The sequence below is a fragment of the Rugamonas sp. GW822-FHT03B10 genome (assembly GCF_058801745.1).
The window spans coordinates 47077-63780 of the sequence record NZ_JBXANP010000006.1; the positions used below are offsets into that span (position 1 = coordinate 47077).

General features: G+C 66.4%; 15 protein-coding genes. 6 read left to right on the forward strand and 9 right to left on the reverse strand.

From position 1 onward, the window contains the following. Positions 1-186: 186 nt before the first annotated feature. The 3 genes from ppk1 (at position 187) to AC1RQG_RS11740 (ending at position 3031) form a co-directional block, all read left to right on the forward strand. Positions 187-2283: a polyphosphate kinase 1 gene (gene ppk1 / locus AC1RQG_RS11730; RefSeq protein WP_493131449.1), complete on the forward strand. Its 2097-nt coding sequence runs from the start codon at positions 187-189 to the stop codon at positions 2281-2283. Positions 2284-2346: 63 nt separating this feature from the next. After that, a complete protein-coding gene (sixA, locus tag AC1RQG_RS11735; RefSeq protein ID WP_493131451.1) occupies positions 2347-2814 on the forward strand; it encodes a phosphohistidine phosphatase SixA in 468 nt (155 codons plus the stop codon). Between the two features lie 94 nt (positions 2815-2908). Continuing rightward, positions 2909-3031, forward strand: coding sequence for a hypothetical protein (locus tag AC1RQG_RS11740; protein ID WP_493131453.1), 123 nt, complete (start codon positions 2909-2911; stop codon positions 3029-3031). Between the two features lie 95 nt (positions 3032-3126). Here AC1RQG_RS11740 and AC1RQG_RS11745 read toward each other — a convergent pair whose 3' ends face one another. The 5 genes from AC1RQG_RS11745 to alr all read right to left on the reverse strand — a co-directional run bounded on the left by AC1RQG_RS11745 (position 3127) and on the right by alr (position 8214). Beyond that, a complete protein-coding gene (locus AC1RQG_RS11745) occupies positions 3127-4254 on the reverse strand; it encodes an extracellular solute-binding protein (protein WP_493131455.1) in 1128 nt (375 codons plus the stop codon). A 77-nt stretch (positions 4255-4331) separates the two neighbouring features. After that, complete coding sequence (gene fliD, locus AC1RQG_RS11750) at positions 4332-5126, reverse strand: flagellar filament capping protein FliD (protein WP_493131457.1); 795 nt, start codon at positions 5124-5126, stop codon at positions 4332-4334. A 127-nt stretch (positions 5127-5253) separates the two neighbouring features. Beyond that, positions 5254-5631 (reverse strand): PilZ domain-containing protein, encoded by a 378-nt coding sequence (locus AC1RQG_RS11755; RefSeq protein WP_493131459.1) that lies wholly within the window; start codon positions 5629-5631, stop codon positions 5254-5256. 116 nt (positions 5632-5747) lie between these two features. Continuing rightward, positions 5748-7124 (reverse strand): DNA repair protein RadA, encoded by a 1377-nt coding sequence (gene radA, locus AC1RQG_RS11760; protein WP_493131461.1) that lies wholly within the window; start codon positions 7122-7124, stop codon positions 5748-5750. Between the two features lies 1 nt (position 7125). Then, entirely contained in the window at positions 7126-8214 is a 1089-nt protein-coding gene (gene alr, locus AC1RQG_RS11765) for an alanine racemase (RefSeq protein ID WP_493131463.1), read from the reverse strand. 162 nt (positions 8215-8376) lie between these two features. Between alr and lplT the strand changes: the two genes are divergently transcribed. Then, complete coding sequence (gene lplT, locus AC1RQG_RS11770; protein WP_493131465.1) at positions 8377-9639, forward strand: lysophospholipid transporter LplT; 1263 nt, start codon at positions 8377-8379, stop codon at positions 9637-9639. 4 nt (positions 9640-9643) lie between these two features. On the opposite strand, the gene AC1RQG_RS11775 is transcribed toward lplT, so the two are convergent. The 4 genes from AC1RQG_RS11775 to tsaB are packed head-to-tail and all read right to left on the reverse strand — an operon-like array spanning position 9644 to position 12846. Then, positions 9644-10630 (reverse strand): DUF1853 family protein, encoded by a 987-nt coding sequence (locus tag AC1RQG_RS11775; RefSeq protein ID WP_493131466.1) that lies wholly within the window; start codon positions 10628-10630, stop codon positions 9644-9646. Beyond that, the gene (locus tag AC1RQG_RS11780; RefSeq protein WP_493131468.1) at positions 10614-11654 is read right to left on the reverse strand and encodes a uracil-DNA glycosylase; all 1041 of its coding nucleotides are present in this window, start codon (positions 11652-11654) and stop codon (positions 10614-10616) included. The genes AC1RQG_RS11775 and AC1RQG_RS11780 overlap by 17 nt, the downstream gene beginning before the upstream one ends. Then, positions 11651-12121 carry a ribosomal protein S18-alanine N-acetyltransferase gene (gene rimI, locus AC1RQG_RS11785; protein ID WP_493131470.1) on the reverse strand — a complete coding sequence of 157 codons (471 nt, stop codon included), beginning with the start codon at positions 12119-12121 and terminating at the stop codon, positions 11651-11653. Before rimI ends, AC1RQG_RS11780 begins: the two co-directional genes overlap by 4 nt. Then, positions 12118-12846, reverse strand: coding sequence for a tRNA (adenosine(37)-N6)-threonylcarbamoyltransferase complex dimerization subunit type 1 TsaB (tsaB, locus tag AC1RQG_RS11790; protein WP_493131472.1), 729 nt, complete (start codon positions 12844-12846; stop codon positions 12118-12120). The genes rimI and tsaB overlap by 4 nt, the downstream gene beginning before the upstream one ends. Positions 12847-13202: 356 nt before the next feature. Between tsaB and ggpS the strand changes: the two genes are divergently transcribed. Next, positions 13203-15506, forward strand: a complete 2304-nt coding sequence (gene ggpS / locus AC1RQG_RS11795) for a glucosylglycerol-phosphate synthase (protein WP_493131474.1) — start codon at positions 13203-13205, stop codon at positions 15504-15506. 10 nt (positions 15507-15516) lie between these two features. Continuing rightward, complete coding sequence (locus AC1RQG_RS11800) at positions 15517-16566, forward strand: mechanosensitive ion channel family protein (protein WP_493131476.1); 1050 nt, start codon at positions 15517-15519, stop codon at positions 16564-16566. Positions 16567-16704 lie beyond the last annotated feature (138 nt).

Genomic DNA, 16704 nt, shown 5'->3' on the forward strand with positions numbered 1-16704 from the left:
CTGGGAAAAAGCGGTGATTCGCCCAGCATATTACGCCGTTCTTGTCATAATTGGACGGCCCGGGCGGGCAATTATGACAGCTGATGTCATGGACTTGTCATATTTGATATCTACACTGGCGCGCTGTGACACAAATGAAGTGATGACAGGCTAGAATCTATTATCTGCAAAGTGAGCAAGAAAACCATGAAGCCTGATTTGCGCGCGGAAGCTGGGTCTTCCAGCATTTTTCTTGATCGGGAACTGTCCCAGCTCGCCTTCAACCGGCGGGTGCTGGCCCAGGCCGAGGACCGCGGCATCCCCCTGCTCGAACGGCTGCGCTACCTGTGCATCGCCAGCAGCAACCTGGACGAGTTCTTCGAGGTGCGGGTGGCCAGCCTGCTGGCCGCCGCCAGCGTGGACGGCCCGCTGTCCGAGCACCCGGCCCTGAAGGCCACGCTGAGCCGCATCAGCCAGGAGTGCCACGCGCTGGTGGCGCACCAGTACGAGATCCTGAACCAGGAGGTGTTGCCGCAACTGCAGGCGAAAGGCGTGCATCTGGTGCGCCACAACGAGCGCAACGAAGCCCAGCGCGCGTGGGTGAAGGAATACTTCGAGCGCGAAGTGCGCCCGCTGCTGACCCCGATCGGCCTGGACCCGGCCCACCCCTTCCCCCAGGTGGTCAACAAGAGCCTCAATTTCATCGTCTCGCTGTCGGGCAAGGACGCGTTCGGGCGCGGCACGGCCATCGCCATCGTCAAGGCGCCGCGCGTGCTGCCGCGCGTGATCCGCCTGCCCGACCATCTGTCCAAGAGCGGCGGCGTGTCGTTCTGCCTGCTCTCGTCCATCATCCACGCCCACATCTCCGACCTGTTCGCCGGGCGCGAAGTGATCGCCTATTCCCAGTTCCGCGTCACCCGCGACAGCGACCTGTGGGTGGACGAGGATGAGGTGAAGAACCTGCGCCAGGCGCTCAAGGGCGAGCTGCAGGGGCGCCAGTTCGGCACCTCGGTGCGGCTGGAGGTGGCGATGAACTGCCCGCCCGAGCTGTCGCAATTCCTGCTCGACCAGTTCGGCCTGCACCACAGCCGTCTGTACGCCGTCAACGGCCCGGTCAACCTGGTGCGGCTGACGGAGATGATCGACCACGTCAACCACGCCACCCTGCGCTTCCCGCCGTTCTATCCGGGCGTGGGCCGCAAGGCGCCCGGCACCGACATCTTCAGCGAGCTGCGCCAGCACGACATCCTGCTGCACCACCCGTTCCAGACCTTCCAGACCGTCATCGACTTCATCCGCAGCGCCGCCCACGACCCGGCCGTGGTGGCCATCAAGCAGACCATCTACCGCACCGGCATGAACTCGGACCTGATGGAGTCCTTGCTGACGGCGGCCCGCGAAGGCAAGGAGGTGACGGTGATCGTGGAGCTCAAGGCGCGCTTCGACGAGGAGGCCAACATCAACTGGGCCGACAAGCTGGAGCAGGCCGGCGCCCAGGTCGTGTACGGCGTGGTGGGCCTGAAGACGCACGCCAAGGTGGCGCTGGTGATCCGCCGCGAGGAAGGCGAGCTGCGCTACTACGCCCACCTGGGCACGGGCAACTACCACCCCACCACCACCAAGCTGTACACGGACTTCGGCCTGCTCACCTGCCACCCGCAGATGAGCCAGGAGGTCAACGAGATCTTCATCCACCTGACCAGCCTGACCAAGCCGCACAAGCTGACCCATTTGTGGCTGGCCCCGTTCGCGCTGCAGAGCGAGATCATCAAGTCCATCCGCAACGAGGCACGCATCGCGCGCGCGGGACGGCCGGGGCGGATTATTGTTAAAATCAATGCACTGGTAGACGAATCGGTGATACGGGCCCTGTACGCCGCGTCCAAGGACGGCGTGAAGATCGACCTGATCGTGCGCGGCGCCTGCACCCTCAAGCCCGGCGTGCCGGGCCTGTCGGAGAACATCCGGGTGCGCTCCATCATCGGCCGCTTCCTTGAACACAGCCGGATTTACTACTTCCGCAACGACCTGGCGCACGACGTGCTGCTGGCCAGCGCGGACTGGATGAGCCGCAACCTGTTCCGCCGCATCGAAGTGGCCTTCCCCGTGCTGGACCGGGCCCTGAAGCGGCGGGTGATCGCGGAAGGCTTGAACCCTTATTTGAAGGACAACACCAACGCCTGGGATCTGGAACCGGATGGCCATTACCAGCGCCGCAAACCGCGCGGCAAGCAAGCGCCGTTTGGTGCCCAGCAGTTCCTGATGCAATCGCTGGGCACGCCAGCCAGCGAAGTGGGTGACTAAGCGCATGCGCGGCGGACGCCCGATCCGCCGTGATGTGCCCGTTTCGTTCGAAGGGAGCACAACATGGACCTGATATTGTGGCGTCACGCGGAGGCGGAGGAAGCCGGACCCGGCCTGTCCGACCTGGAACGGGCCCTGACGGGCAAAGGCCAGAAGCAAGCCCGCCGCATGGGCCAGTGGCTAGCTTCCCAACTGCCGGACAGCTGCCGCGTGCTGGTCAGCCCGGCCGTGCGGGCGCTGCAGACGGTCGAGGCGCTGGGGCGCAAGTACAAGATCCACGCCGACCTGGCGCCGGGCGCCGATCCCGAGGACATCCTGAAGGCGGCCAACTGGCCGGCCAGCCGCGAAGCGGTGCTGATCGTCGGCCACCAGCCCACGCTGGGCCAGGCGGCCGCGCTGCTGATGACGGGCGACGTGCAGGACTGGGACATCCGCAAGGCCGGCGCGTGGTGGCTGTCGCAGCGCGATCCGGGCGAGCCGCTCAGCGTTTATTTGAAAGCCGTGATGGCCGCGGACCTGGTTGTGAAATGAAAGCGAACGGCTGGGATGGGCTTGCAAAGCGGTAACGATCTGCTACATTTAAAGTGTACCAACTCTAGGGAGCAGCCGTCGTAAGGCGACTGATATGACTATGATCACCTGGTTCACCATGGGCATCTTTGGTGGCATGATCGCCCTGGTCATTTACGAACTCGTGGCGGAAATGCGGGGGAGTAAGCACAAACTGATCGACCGCTATCACGAATAGCATCCAGCTTCATCGAAGCCGTGGCGCCAGCGGCAAAGTCCTCGCGGATTTTGCCTCTCGCGCCATTCCCGTTTCCGCCCTCCCCCTTTTTACAATCACATCCCCGACTTGAACTTGGTGAACACGCGCGTCACGTGGCGGCGGATGTCGGCCGGCACGGCTTCCGGTGCGGCCATGCGCTGCTTGTCCGCATCCGACAGGAACACGCTCTTGTTGCCGGCGATATCCTTGCGCACGTATTTCAAGCCGGCCTTGTTCGGGTTGGCGTAGAACACCTTGTTGGTCAGGCTCGCTTGCACCGGGCCGCGCAGGATGTAGTTGATCCACAGGTGGGCGTTGTTCGGGTGCGGCGCGTCGGCCGGGATGGCCATGGTGTCGAACACCAGCGCGGCCGAGGTCTTGGGCACCAGCACTTCGATCACATTGCCGTTCTTGGCGTCGATGGCGCGCTGGCGCGCGATGTTGATGTCGCCCGACCAGCCCAGCGCCACGCACACGGCGCCGTTGGCCATGTCGTTGATGTAGCCCGAGGAGCTGAACAGGGTCACGTACGGCCGGATGGCCTGCAGCATCTTGCCGGCCGCGTCGTAATCGGCGACATTGGCTGAATAGGCGGGCTTGCCCAGGTAGATCAGCGCGGCCGGCAGCACCTCGGACGGCGAATCGAGGAAGGAGACGCCGCACGACTTGAGCTTGGACGCGTACTTGGGATTGAAGATCAGCTCCCACGCGTTGTCGGGCATCGGCATGCCGCCCAGCGCCGCCTTGACCTTGTTGACGTTGATGCCGACCGTCGTGTAACCCCACAGCCAGTCCACCAGGTAGTCGTTGTTGGGGTCGATCTTGGACAGCTTGGCCTGGATGGCCGGGTCCAGGTTGCCCAGGTTGCTCAGCTTGGACTTGTCGAGCTTGCGCAGCAGGTGGGCGTCGATCTGCAGCCGCGCCCATTGGGCCGTCGGCACCACGATGTCGTAGCCCGAATGGCCGGCCACCAGCTTGGAGTTGAGGATCTCGTTGTTGTCGAACAGGTCGTAGCGGACCTTGATGCCGGTCTCCTTCTCGAAGTTCTTGACCGTATCGTCGGCGATGTAGTCCGACCAGTTGTAGATGTTGAGGACTTTTTCTTCCTGCTGCGCGCGCGCGGCCGGCGCGGCCAGCGCCGCCATCACCGCCGCAGCGGCCAGTCCCAAACCGAACAGCTTGCCCAACCCTTTGCCTGCCATGCCCGCCTCCTGAAGATGGAATTCCGTGTCAAGCCGAGATGATCGGGCATAGTGGTCACGATTGCAAGCGTTGCGCTTCACGCCAGGAAGTCGAAGGCGGTGCCGGTGCCGCCGGCCACGCCGCCCGGCAAACCGCCGCCGCCCGTCTGCGCCTGCTGCGTGTACAGCGCGGCCAGCGCGTTGGCCTGGGTGGTGAGCGCCTTGGACAGCACGGTGCGCTTGCCGTTGATGGCGGAGATCTCCTTGTTGAGCGTGGCGGCCTCGCGCCGGATCACGCTGCTGTCGCTGGTGAAGGCGCCGGCCTTGGCGGCCAGCTGGTCGGCCATGCCCTTGCCGCCGTTGCTCAGCAGTTTGGCCACGCCGCCGGCGTTGGCCGTCAGCGCGGCCGCCAGTTTCTTGTCGTCCACCTGCAGGTTGCCGCTGGCGTCCAGCGTCACGCCGGCCCTGGCCAGCGCGCCGGCGGCCACGCCGTCGCCGCCCGTTTTGAGCAGTTGCGCCATCTGGCGGCTGACCTGCCCCAGCGCCACATCGCCCTTCAGGCCGCCGCTCTGCAAGGTCAGCATTTTCTGGTTCAATTCGTTGAAGGCCGCCACGAAGGCGCGCACATCCTTGCCGGTCTGCGCGGCATCGGGCGTGGCGTCAGCGGTCTTGCCGCCCGCCAGGCTGGCGGCCTTGGCCTGGAACGTGGCCAGCGCGCTTTGCAACTGTCCCAGTCCCGACAAGCGGGTCTGGTCGCGCGTGAGCGTGGCGTTGAGCTTGGCCACGCCCGTGTTCTGCGAGCTCAGCGTCTGCTGCACGCGGTTGTACACGTCGGTCGACGGCGCGGCGCCGAGGTTGCCGGCAGTGCTGGCGTGGATGGTGGAAGTGGCCATGGCGGTCCCCAAAAGTTGGCGGCCGCCCAGAAATGGCGCCGGCCCTGTCTTTATTGATTATCCACTATTGCCGAATAATCAAAACAAGGAACAGGGCCGGATTCTCCCTCCATTCGCGCGTTTGGTCCTAGCGCAGGAACTTGGTGATGGCGTTCAGCGCCGTCGGATCGAGGTTGACGAACTGGTAGCCGATCTTGAAATGGTCGCCGCTGAAAATGCAATAGCTGACCTTGGAGCGGCAGGTGACGATGTGCGCCTTGCCATCCAAAAACAATTCAAACGACACGCTGCCCAGGTGGCCGACCTCCAGCTTGTGCTCGAAGGTGAGCGACATGCCGCTGGCGCCGATGTCCAGCGTGCGCGCGGGCTGGGGCGGCATGCCGTCCATGGCCACCACCGCTTTGGCGCGCATGATCTTGCGCGCCGATGATCTCTGATCTACTGACACTTCACGTTCCGATAAGGTAAGAGCTTGCACGAAATAAAACGGCGCGACGCGCCGCATGCCTGCATGGCCAGCCGTGTCATCGCACGGCCGGCACTGCCCGATATTTTACAGGCCAAACGGGATCGGCGTAGCGCGCCCGGCCAGGCGGGCGTCCGATGAGCGGCCGGCCGCCGTCACTGGTGCTCGCGCATGCGGGCGAAGGCGTCGTCGATACGCTCGACGGCGATGATGGTCATGCCTTCGATGGCTTGTTTGGGCGCATTGGCCTTGGGAATCATGGCCAGCGAGAAGCCCAGCTTGGCCGCCTCGCGCAGGCGCTCCTGGCCGCGCGGCGCGGGCCGGATCTCGCCGGCCAGCCCCACTTCGCCGAACACCACGAAGCCGCGCGGCAGCGCCTTGTTGCGCATCGACGAATTGATGGCCAGCAGCACGGCCAGGTCGGCCGCCGGTTCCGTGATCTTGACGCCGCCCACGGCGTTGATGAACACGTCCTGGTCGAACGCGGCGATGCCCGCGTGGCGGTGCAGCACGGCCAGCAGCATGGCTAGCCGGTTCTGCTCCAGGCCCACCGACAGCCGGCGCGCGTTGGGCAAATGGCTGGCGTCCACCAGCGCTTGGATCTCCACCAGCAGCGGCCGGGTGCCCTCCTGCGTCACCATCACGCACGAACCGGGCACCTGGTTGTCGTGCTGGGACAGGAACAGGGCCGACGGGTTGGACACCCCCTTCAAGCCCTTCTCCGTCATCGCGAACACGCCCAGTTCATTGACCGCGCCGAAGCGGTTCTTGATGGCGCGCACCAGCCGGAAGCTGGAATGGCTGTCGCCCTCGAAGTACAGCACCGTGTCGACGATGTGTTCGAGCACGCGCGGGCCGGCCAGCGCGCCCTCCTTCGTCACGTGGCCCACCAGGATGATGGTGATGCCGGTGGTCTTGGCCACGCGCGTGAGCTGGGCCGCGCACTCGCGCACCTGGGCCACCGAACCGGGCGCGGAACTGAGCGCGTCCGAATACATGGTCTGGATCGAGTCGATCACGGCCACCTCGGGCCGCAGCTCGGCCAGCGTGCCGAGGATCTTCTCGAGCTGGATCTCGGCCTGCAGCTTCAGCTCCTTGGCGTCGATGGCCAGGCGCTTGGCGCGCAGCGCGATCTGGGCGCCCGACTCCTCGCCCGACACATACAGCACGCTTTTCAGGTGCGACAGATTGGCCAGCGCCTGCAGCAGCAGCGTCGATTTGCCGATGCCGGGGTCGCCGCCGATCAGCACCACGCCGCCGGCCACCAGGCCGCCGCCCAGCACGCGGTCGAATTCCTCGATGCCGGTGCCGAAACGGGGCACGTCGATGGCGTCGATGTCGGCCAGCGACAGCACGGGCGCCGTCTGCGCCAGCGCCTGGTGCTGGAGGTTCGAATAGCGGTTGGCGCCGGGGCTGTCGGGCACCGTCTCCACCATCGTGTTCCACTGCTGGCACGCGCCGCACTGGCCGGTCCACTTGCTGCTGATGGCGCCGCAGTCGCTGCAGGTGTAATTGGTCTTGATCTTGGCCATATCAGCCTTCGACCACGCGCACGCGCGGCGCCAGCGCGCACATGAGTTCATAGCCGATGGTGCCGGCCGCCTCGGCCACCTCGTCGATCGGCATGCCCTTGCCCCACAGGGTCACGGCGCTGCCCACGCGGGCCTGCGGAACCGGGGTCAGGTCCACCGTCAGCATGTCCATCGAGACGCGGCCCACGAGGCGGGTGCGCACGCCGTCCACCAGCACCGGGGTGCCCAGCGGCGCGTGGCGCGGGTAGCCGTCCGCGTAGCCGCAAGCGACCACGCCGACCCGCATCGGGCCGTCGGCCCGGAAGCGGCTGCCGTAGCCCACCATGTCGCCCGCGACGATATCCTGGGTGCCGATGATCTCGCTCGCCAGCGTCATGGTCGGCAGCAGGCCAAAGTCGGCCGCGCTCCTGCCGCCCGGCGTGCCGCCGTACAGCATGATGCCGGGCCGCACCCAGTCGTTGGTCAGCACGTCGGCCAGCGCATCGGCCTGCAGGATGCCGGCCGAATTGGACAGGCTGCGCGCGCCCGGCAAACCGGCCGCGCCCAGCTCGAAGCGGCGGATCTGCTCGCGCAGCGGCAGGCCGGGATGGGCCAGTTCATCGGCGTTGGCGAAGTGCGTCATCATGGTGATCTCGCCCACGCAGTCGAGCGCGCGCAGGCGCGCGTGGGCGGCGGCGAACGCCTCCGGCTTGAAGCCGAGGCGGTTCATCCCCGTGTTCATCTTCAGGTGCAGGTTCAGCTTGCGCGGCAGCCGGGCCGCCTCCAGCCAGGCGATCTGCTGCTCGCAGTGGACGGCGCCATTGAGGTCGTACTGCGCCATCGTCTGCAGGTCGGACGCGTCGAAAAAGCCTTCCAGCAGCATGATCGGCTTGGTCCAGCCCAGCTCGCGCAGGCGCACGGCGTTGTCGAATTCGATCAGGGCCAGGCCGTCGGCCGCCGCGAAACCGCGCATGGCCCGTTCCAGCCCGTGGCCATAGCCATTGGCCTTGACCACCCCCCAGGTCTTGGCGTGCGGCGTGCATTGCCGGGCGCGCGCCAGGTTGTGCTGCATGGATTCGAGGTGGATGGTTGCGACTATCGGCCGTGGCATAGGAAATCGGAGCGGGATGATGGAAGCCGTATTTTACCGGAGCCGCCCCGATCTGCGCGGGCCGCACGGCCATAAGGCATATCAGTGGCGGCCGCCGCCATGCTTCGGATCGCTTGGCATTTATGGTATAAAGCATGCCAGATAAGTTTTCAGGTCACCCGTATGAATCGTGGTTTTTATACCATCATGGCAGCGCAGTTCTTTTCGTCCCTGGCGGACAATGCGCTGCTGTTTGTTGCGATCGACCTGTTGATCAGCATGAAGTCGCCCGGCTGGATCACGCCGCTGCTGAAATTGTCCTTCGTGCTGTTCTATGTGCTGCTGGCCGCCTTCGTCGGCGCCTTCGCCGACTCGCTGCCCAAGGGCCGGGTCATGTTCATCGCCAACCTGATCAAGATTTCCGGCTGCCTGCTGATCTTCTTCGACGTGCACCCGCTGCTGGCCTACGCCGTGGTGGGATTCGGCGCGGCCGTCTATTCGCCGGCCAAATACGGCATCCTGACGGAGCTGCTGCCACCGGAGAAGCTGGTGGCCGCCAACGGCTGGATCGAAGGCTTGACGGTGGCCTCCATCATCTTCGGCACCGTGATGGGCGGCGCGCTGGTGAGCGGGCGCACCTCGGCCTTCCTGCTGAGTTTCGACATGCCGTTCCTGGACACCGGCATCGACACGCCGACGGAAGCGGCGCTGTGCGTGGTGGTGGGCATCTACGTGCTGGCCACCCTGTTCAACCTGAAGATTCCGGACACCGGCTGCAAATATCCGCACCAGGAACACAATCCGATCAAGCTGGTGACCGACTTCGCCAATTGCTACGGCCTGCTGTGGAAGGATAAGCTGGGCCAGATTTCGCTGGCCGTGACCACCCTGTTCTGGGGCGCGGCGGCCACCTTGCAGTTCATCGTGCTGGAATGGGCCAAGAAGTCGCTGCATCTGCCGTACGACAAGGCCACCAGCCTGGTGGGCGTGGTGGCCATCGGCGTGGCGGCGGGCGCCGTGCTGTCGGCCTGCTTCATCACGCTGCGCAAGTCGCTCACCGTGATCCCGCTCGGCATCGCCATGGGCGGCATCGTGATGGGCATGACGCTGGTGCATTCCGTGTGGCTGGCCTACCCGCTGCTGATCCTGGTGGGCGTGCTGTCGGGCTTCTTCCTGGTGCCGATGAACGCGCTGCTGCAGCACCGGGGCCACGTCCTGATGAGCGCCGGTCATTCGATCGCGGTGCAGAACTTCAACGAGAACCTGTCCATCCTGACCATGCTGGCCATCTACTCGCTGATGCTGCGCCTGCACCTGGAGCTGGATGGCATCATCATCCTGTTCGGCCTGTTCGTGGCCGGCGTCATGCTGCTCATCATGCGCAAGCACGCGGCCAATCAACGCGAGCATGATTCGCTCGCGCTGATCGGCGAGATGAAGCACTAAACCATCACGACGGCAGCGTGCCGGCCAGCCGGCGCGCCGCCGCCTGGCTGCGCCAATCGTCGGGCACCACGAAGCCGCGCGCACGCTCCACCCACCAGTCGCCGCGCCGTTCCAGCACCGCCACCATCTGCGGCGCGGCCACCGTCGCCATGTGGCGCTCCAGCGCCTGCCCCAACTCGGCCCGGTCCAGCACCGGCGCCGTGGCCAGCGGCGCCTTCATGGGCGCCAGCCATTCCAGACGCGGCATCAGCATGAAGTGCTCCCCCTCCAGCGCCACCGACTCGGTCAGCGTGCGCCAGAAACCGTGGCAATGCGGTTGCGAGATGCCGTCCAGCGCGCGCCACACGCCGCCCGGATAGAACAGCCAGCCCTTGACCAGCGCCTGCGCGCAATCAACGGGCTGCGGCAGCAGCGCCTGCGCGGCCGGATGGCTGGCCAGCGCCAGCTGCTTGTCGAGGATCTTGCGCATCTTGGCGCCCAGCGTGTCGGCCAGGTTGGGGCCGATCAGGCAATTGAAGCGGCCATCGTCCACATCGGACGGCGCCGCGCTGTCGAGCAGATAGAATTTTGTCGCCAGTTCCCAGTGCAGCAGGCGGGCGCCATCGCGCAGCAGGAAGTCGAACTCGCCCACCGTGTCGTTGCGGTTGGCGCGCACCTGCAAACCGTGCGCTTCCAGCATGCCATGCTGTTGGAAGTAGAAGGCCATCAGCTTTTCCGCGTACAGGCCAAGGCGGGAATAGGAACGCTGGCCCAGCGCGGCGTCGAGCGGCGCCGGATCGGCCTCCAGCGCGGCCAGCCAGTCGACCACGGCCGGCGTGACCGCGCCCAGCGTGGCGATGCGGCCGCGCCAGTGCGGCGAGGCGGGGTCCAGCAGATCGGGCGCGTCCAGCAACCAGGCCAGCGCACGCACGGGGGAACAGGTCAAATGCCCCCAGCGACGCTCGAAACGCGCCTGGTAGTTGTCGGCGTCGATGTCAGGTGGCCTGGTCACGCGTGGCCCTGGCCAGGCACAGGTCGGCCCATGCCTTGCCTTTGTCTTCCGGTCGTCGCAGCAGGTCGGCCGGATGGTAGGTCGCCACCACGGGCAACGCGCCGTGGCGGTGCACCTTGCCGCGCGAGGCCACGCCCAGCAGGCCCTTGGCGGCGGCCCCGCCGAAGGTGAGCACCATGCCGGCACCCGTCAGCGCCAGCTCCCGCTCCAGGAATGGCCGGCAGGCCGCCACTTCGTCAGGGGTAGGCGCACGGTCGGCGCCGTCGTCGCCGGACGGGCGGCATTTGACGAGGCCAGTCAGGTAGACATCCGATTCCGTCGTCAGGCCGATCGCCTTGAGCATATTGTCGAGCAGTTGCCCTGCCTCGCCGGCCACGGCGCGGCCCTCTTTTTCATCGAGCCTGCTGGGCGCGCCGACAAGCGCCATCCATTGCGCGCCCGTGTGGCCACGGCCTTGGACGGCGGCGCGGCGCGTCGCGCACAGGTCGCAGCGGGTGCAACTGGCGATGGCGGTCTTCAGCGCCGGCCAGTCCATGGCGGCGATGGCTTGCTCGCTGACCGGCGCCGGACGGGCGGGCACAGGCGCATCGTCGAACCATGCCGTCGAATCTTCCTCGCCGATGTCGGCGGCCGACGCGTTGACAACGTCGATCGCGGCCACATCGTCGTCGGCGTCGGGCATGCTGGCGGCAGCAGCCACCGGCACCTCCACCGGCACGACAGGCGCAACAACCACCGGCGCCACTTCAACGGCGGCGGGTTCCGCCTCGCGCGCGGGCGCAGGCGCAGGCGCGATTGCGGGCGCGGGTGCGGGTGCGGGCGCGGGTGCGGGTGCGGGTGCGGGTGCGGGTGCGGGTGCGGGTGCGGGTGCGGGCGCGGTTGCGGGCGCGGCCGCCTCCAGCGGCGCTTCCGTCAATTCGGCTGGCGCCCCGGGCAGCGCCGGCACCGGATGGCGCAACCGCCACTGGGGCCCGACACCCATCTCGTCGAGGAAAACGGAACTGCGCGCAGACTGCTGACTCATATGCCGAACCGCATGACGATCGCGTCCTCGCGTTGTTGATTGGCCGCCGGGTAATACGCCTTACGCCGGCCAATTTGCTGGAAACCATAGCGCTGGTAGATTTCCAGCGCGCGCGTGTTCGAGGGCCGCACTTCGAGCAGCACCGACTCCATGCCCAGTCCGCGCGCGCACGCGACGGCCTGATTCAGCAGGAAGCGCCCCAACCCCTGCCCCTGGCGCTCGGCCGACACGGCCACGTTCAGCAGGTGGGCTTCATCGACGATCACCATCAACAGGAAATAGCCGAGCAACCCGCCGGCCGCATCGCGCAGCACCCAGGCCTGGTAGCCGCTGGCCAGCGAATCGTCGAAATTGGCGCGGCTCCACGGATGCGGATACACGGTCTGCTCCAGCGCCACCACATCGTCCAGATCGGACGCCTGCATCGGCTCGTATTGGAGCCGGGCCAGATCCCACACAGGCTTCATGCGCCCGCCCCATCCGCCTGGGCCGCCTTGGCCGCCTGTATGTCGCGTCGTTCGGCGCTGGTGTAGGCGATCTTGTTGCGCAGGTAGAGCGGCTGCGCCTCGGCGGCAGACACGGTGTGGCCGGCGGCGAACGCCACGGCGGCCAGTTGCGCGATCTGCGCCGCGTGCGGCATCACCTCGCCGTGGGCCGACGGCGCGCAGGCCAGACCGGACAAGGCCTCGGCGTAGGCCGCGAAGCCATTGCCGCAAGCGGCAGGCTGGCCCTGCGGCTGCACCGCCTCGGGCGCCGCCAGTGCCGGCGCCAACACCACGGCCGGCGCCACCGCGCCCGCTTCAAAGCGATACTGGGCCCAATAGACTTCGCCCATGCGCGCGTCGAGCACGGTCAACACCTCGTCCGCGCCGAATTGCTGATGGCAAGCCAGCGCCATCGCATCGAGCGTCACCACCGGCACCACGGGCAGGCCGGCGCCGAACGCCAGGCCCTGCGCCACGCCGCAAGCGGTGCGCACGCCGGTGAAGGAGCCGGGACCGGAACCATAGGCGATGGCGTCGCACTGTTTGAGCGCGATGCCGGCTTCGGCCAGCAGTTCCTGCACCATCGGCAGAATGGACTGGGAGTGGGTGCGCACGCCGGACGAGGCGCGGGCGATGACGGCTCCCTCGCGCAGCAGCGCGCAGGAAGCCAGTTCGGAGGACGTTTCAATGGCAAGTATCGTAGGCATGCCGTATTTTAACCTGCCGTGCCGGGGACAAGTCCAGCGGGCCGCCGAAATCGGCCGGACAGGGAGGCGCCGCCTTTTGCGGGCAACGGCCGCGCCGGCGCCGGTTGAAATACATTTGTACAAATGCATTCTTCATTCCGTAGTACAATAGCGCCCCATCAATATAACGCCCCACCATCAAGAAACGCGGCCGGCCTCCCATGGCCGGCCCGGCATTCTATTTTCGCCTGCAACCAATGGCCGCGCGCCTTGTTGCTTCCGCGCGTGTTGTGCTGCGTCCCGCCGCAAGCCGCACGCTAACTGGTCTGGTGCACTCACCTGGCGCCGGACGCATCGCTGTTAAAGGATGAATTGTTATGACAGTTGTGGAATCTCTCCGCCCATCTTCCCGCCTCCCCCAGGGGCATTTTTTGTTGGCCACGGACTTGGACGGCACATTGCTGGCCGGTAGCACCGAGGGCCGCCGCCACGTGCGCGAACTGTTCACCGCGACGCCGCGCAATGCCAGGCTGGTGTTCGTGACCGGTCGCGGCCTGGAATCCATATTGCCACTGCTCAGCGATCCCACGATCCCCACCCCCGACTACATCATCGCCGACGTCGGCGCCACGATAGTCCATGGCGACGATCTGCGCCCGGTGGAGAACCTGCAGCAGGAAATCGCTGCCCGCTGGCCCGGCTCGCAGGCCGTGTTGAAGGCGCTCGCCGATTTTCCGCAGCTGCGCCGCCAAAGCGTGCCGCAGGAGCGTCGCTGCTCGTTCCTGGCCAGCGAAGCCGACGTGACGCCGGCCTTGCGGGCGGCAGTCGGCGCGCTGGACTGCGACCTGCTGCTGTCGGCCGGTTGCTATCTGGACGTGCTGCCGCGCGGCGTCGGCAAGGGCCCGGCATTATTGCGCCTGGCGCAGGTGCTGAACATCGCCCCCGACACCATCGTGGTGGCCGGCGACACGCTCAATGACCTGTCCATGTTCGAGACCGGATTGCGGGGCATTGTCGTCGGCGGCGCCGAACCGGCGCTGGTGCAGCGGCTGCGCCGTCGGCCGCACGTGCACATCGCCATCGGCGAGGGCTGCGACGGCATCCTGGAGGGGCTCGCCCATCACGGCGCGCTGGTGCGCCCGCGCCATTACGCCACGCCGGCCGACCGGCCGGGCGACGCGGAACTGGTCATGGTCTATCACCGCCTGCCTTTCGACGAGGCCATGGACGGCGGCGTGCCCACGCGCAGCAGGCCGAAAAGCCCGAACGGCATCATCCCGACGCTGCTGCGCTTCTTCGCCGGCGGCCGCAAGGGCTCGTGGGTGGCCTGGTCGCAGCAGGAGAGCCGCGCGCCGGCCGGTTTTGAAGCCCGGCTGATGGTCGACGAGGTCGCCTATCCGCATCTGCGCGCGGCCCGCATCGCCCTCACGGCGGAGGATGTGGACCTGTTTTACAAGAAGTTTTCGAAGGAAGCGTTCTGGCCGATCATCTTTTCATTCCCCGACAAGGCCGAGTTCCATCAGCGGCACTGGGAACGGTTCCTGGAAGTGAACCAGCTGTTCGCCGAACACACCGCGCGCGAAGCGGCGGAAGGCGCCGTGGTCTGGCTGCACGACTACAACCTGTGGATGGTGCCCGCGTTCCTGCGCCCGCTGAGGCCGGATCTGCGGATCGCGTTCTTCCACCATACCGCATTCCCCTCCAGCGACGTGTTCAACATCCTGCCGTGGCGGCGCGACATCATCGGCAGCCTGCTGCAGTGCGATTACGTGGGATTCCATATTCCGCGCTATGTGGAGAATTTTGTCGACGCCGTGCGCTCGTTCTCGCCGGTCGAAACCGGCCCCGCGCAGCCATGCGCGCCGCGCTTCCTGACCTACGGCTGCGCATTGGGCGTCGACACCGTGACGAGCTGGCTCGAGACGAGCGACCGCACCATACGGCTCGGCGTGCACCCGGTCGGCACCGACGTGGCCTTGATCGAGCGCATGGTGATGCAGCCGGATGTGCGGGAAATGGCCGGCACCATCGCCAACTACCTTGCCGGCGTGACGGGCATCGTCTCGATCGAACGGCTCGACTATGTGAAGGGTTCGCTGGAAAAGCTGCAGGCCTTCGAACGGCTGCTGGAGACGCACCCCGAACATGTGGGCAAGGTGACGCTGCTGAACATCATCACGCCGGCGGCGCCGGGCATGGAGATCTACGATGCGCTGCGCCTGGAGGTGGACCGCGCCGTCGGCCGCATCAACGGCCGCTTCTCGACGCTGGACTGGGTGCCGGTGCGCTACTTCTACCGCTCGCTGCCCTTCCACGAGATCGTCGCCCACTACGCCGCCTGCGACATCGCCTGGATCACACCGCTGCGCGACGGCCTGAACCTGGTGGCCAAGGAGTACGTCGCCGTGCGCAAGGCGGTCGACAGACCCGGGGTGCTGATCCTGTCGGAGTTCGCCGGCGCCGCCGTGGAGGTGCACGGCGCCCTGCTGACCAACCCGTACGACAGCAACGCGATGACCGCCTCGCTGCATCAGGCGCTCACCATGGGCATCGAGGAGCGCGCCTATCGCACCGCGCGCATGGCGATGATCGTCACCGAGCATGATGTCACGCGCTGGGGGGACGATTTCCTCGCGGCCGTCATGGCGCCTGACGTCGGCGAAGCATTGGCCGCGGCATGAGGGCGGAGCGATGACCTACATCCTGCTTGGCAATACGCTCGGCGCCTGGCTGGTGGCGCTCGGCATCGCCGCGGTGGCGGCCATGCTGCTGAAAACGGTGCATGCGCTGGTGTTGCGGCGCCTGGGCCAGATCGCCGTCAAGACCGAGACTTTTCTCGACGACCTGGCCGTTGCCGTGCTGGCCGCCACCAGCGAGCTGTTCCTCGCCGGCATCGGCATCTACGCCGGCGCGCAATGGCTGGTGATGACGCCCAAGACCGCCGGATTGCTGTCGCATGGCGCGATCGTCGTGTTGCTGCTGCAGGTGGCGCACTGGGGCGATGTCGGCATCCGCAGCTGGCTGGACCATTACCGGACGCGCCGCAGCGCGGAGGACATGGCCAGCACGACCTCCACCGCCGCGCTCGGATTCATGGTGCGCGCGGCGTTGTGGCTGATCATAGCGTTGATGCTTCTGGATAACTTCGGCGTCAATATCACCACGCTGATCGCCAGCCTCGGCATCGGCGGCATCGCGGTGGCGCTGGCGTTGCAGAACATCCTCGGCGACCTGTTCTCGTCGCTGTCGATCGTGTTGGACAAGCCGTTTGCCGTGGGCGACTTCATCATCGTCGACAGCATCGCCGGCACCGTGGAATACGTCGGCCTGAAGACCACCCGCATCCGCAGCCTGGACGGCGAGCAGATCGTGTTCTCCAACAGCGACCTGCTGAAAAGCCGCATCCGCAACTTCCAGCGCATGGAGAGCCGGCGCGTGGTGTTCAGCGTCGGGATCACCTACGAAACGACGGAACAGCAGCTGGAGCGGGTCCCGGGGATACTGCGCGAGATCGTCTCAAGTCAGCAGCCGGTTCGTTTCGATCGCGCGCATTTCAAGAGCTACGGCGATTCCTCGCTGGACTTCGAGGTGGTCTATATCATTGAATCGGCGGACTACACCCGGTACATGGACATCCAGCAGGCCATCAATCTCGCCATGTTCAAGCGTTTCGCGCGGGAAAAGATCGAGTTCGCCTATCCGACCCGCACGGTCAAGCTGTTGACCTCCCCCCCGGCCTGAAGGCGGGGACGACGACGGCGCCTGGTCGCTTGCGCGGCCGGGCGCGGCCTGCCGGCCACCGAAGCATGCCTCGACCGGCCGGCTGCCATGTAGAATATGCACGTTTGGCGCTGCGGGCGCCCCTGAAAGCCGATTTCC

Coding starts and splice junctions, on each gene's coding strand:
- fliD (WP_493131457.1), bottom strand. CDS start 5,126: ATGGCCACTTCCACCATCCACGCCAGCACTGCCGGCAACCTCGGCGCC.
- ggpS (WP_493131474.1), top strand. CDS start 13,203: ATGACAGTTGTGGAATCTCTCCGCCCATCTTCCCGCCTCCCCCAGGGG.
- sixA (WP_493131451.1), top strand. CDS start 2,347: ATGGACCTGATATTGTGGCGTCACGCGGAGGCGGAGGAAGCCGGACCC.
- radA (WP_493131461.1), bottom strand. CDS start 7,124: ATGGCCAAGATCAAGACCAATTACACCTGCAGCGACTGCGGCGCCATC.
- AC1RQG_RS11745 (WP_493131455.1), bottom strand. CDS start 4,254: ATGGCAGGCAAAGGGTTGGGCAAGCTGTTCGGTTTGGGACTGGCCGCT.
- rimI (WP_493131470.1), bottom strand. CDS start 12,121: ATGAAGCCTGTGTGGGATCTGGCCCGGCTCCAATACGAGCCGATGCAG.
- AC1RQG_RS11800 (WP_493131476.1), top strand. CDS start 15,517: ATGACCTACATCCTGCTTGGCAATACGCTCGGCGCCTGGCTGGTGGCG.
- tsaB (WP_493131472.1), bottom strand. CDS start 12,846: ATGCCTACGATACTTGCCATTGAAACGTCCTCCGAACTGGCTTCCTGC.
- alr (WP_493131463.1), bottom strand. CDS start 8,214: ATGCCACGGCCGATAGTCGCAACCATCCACCTCGAATCCATGCAGCAC.
- AC1RQG_RS11740 (WP_493131453.1), top strand. CDS start 2,909: ATGACTATGATCACCTGGTTCACCATGGGCATCTTTGGTGGCATGATC.
- AC1RQG_RS11755 (WP_493131459.1), bottom strand. CDS start 5,631: ATGCGGCGCGTCGCGCCGTTTTATTTCGTGCAAGCTCTTACCTTATCG.
- AC1RQG_RS11780 (WP_493131468.1), bottom strand. CDS start 11,654: ATGAGTCAGCAGTCTGCGCGCAGTTCCGTTTTCCTCGACGAGATGGGT.
- lplT (WP_493131465.1), top strand. CDS start 8,377: ATGAATCGTGGTTTTTATACCATCATGGCAGCGCAGTTCTTTTCGTCC.
- ppk1 (WP_493131449.1), top strand. CDS start 187: ATGAAGCCTGATTTGCGCGCGGAAGCTGGGTCTTCCAGCATTTTTCTT.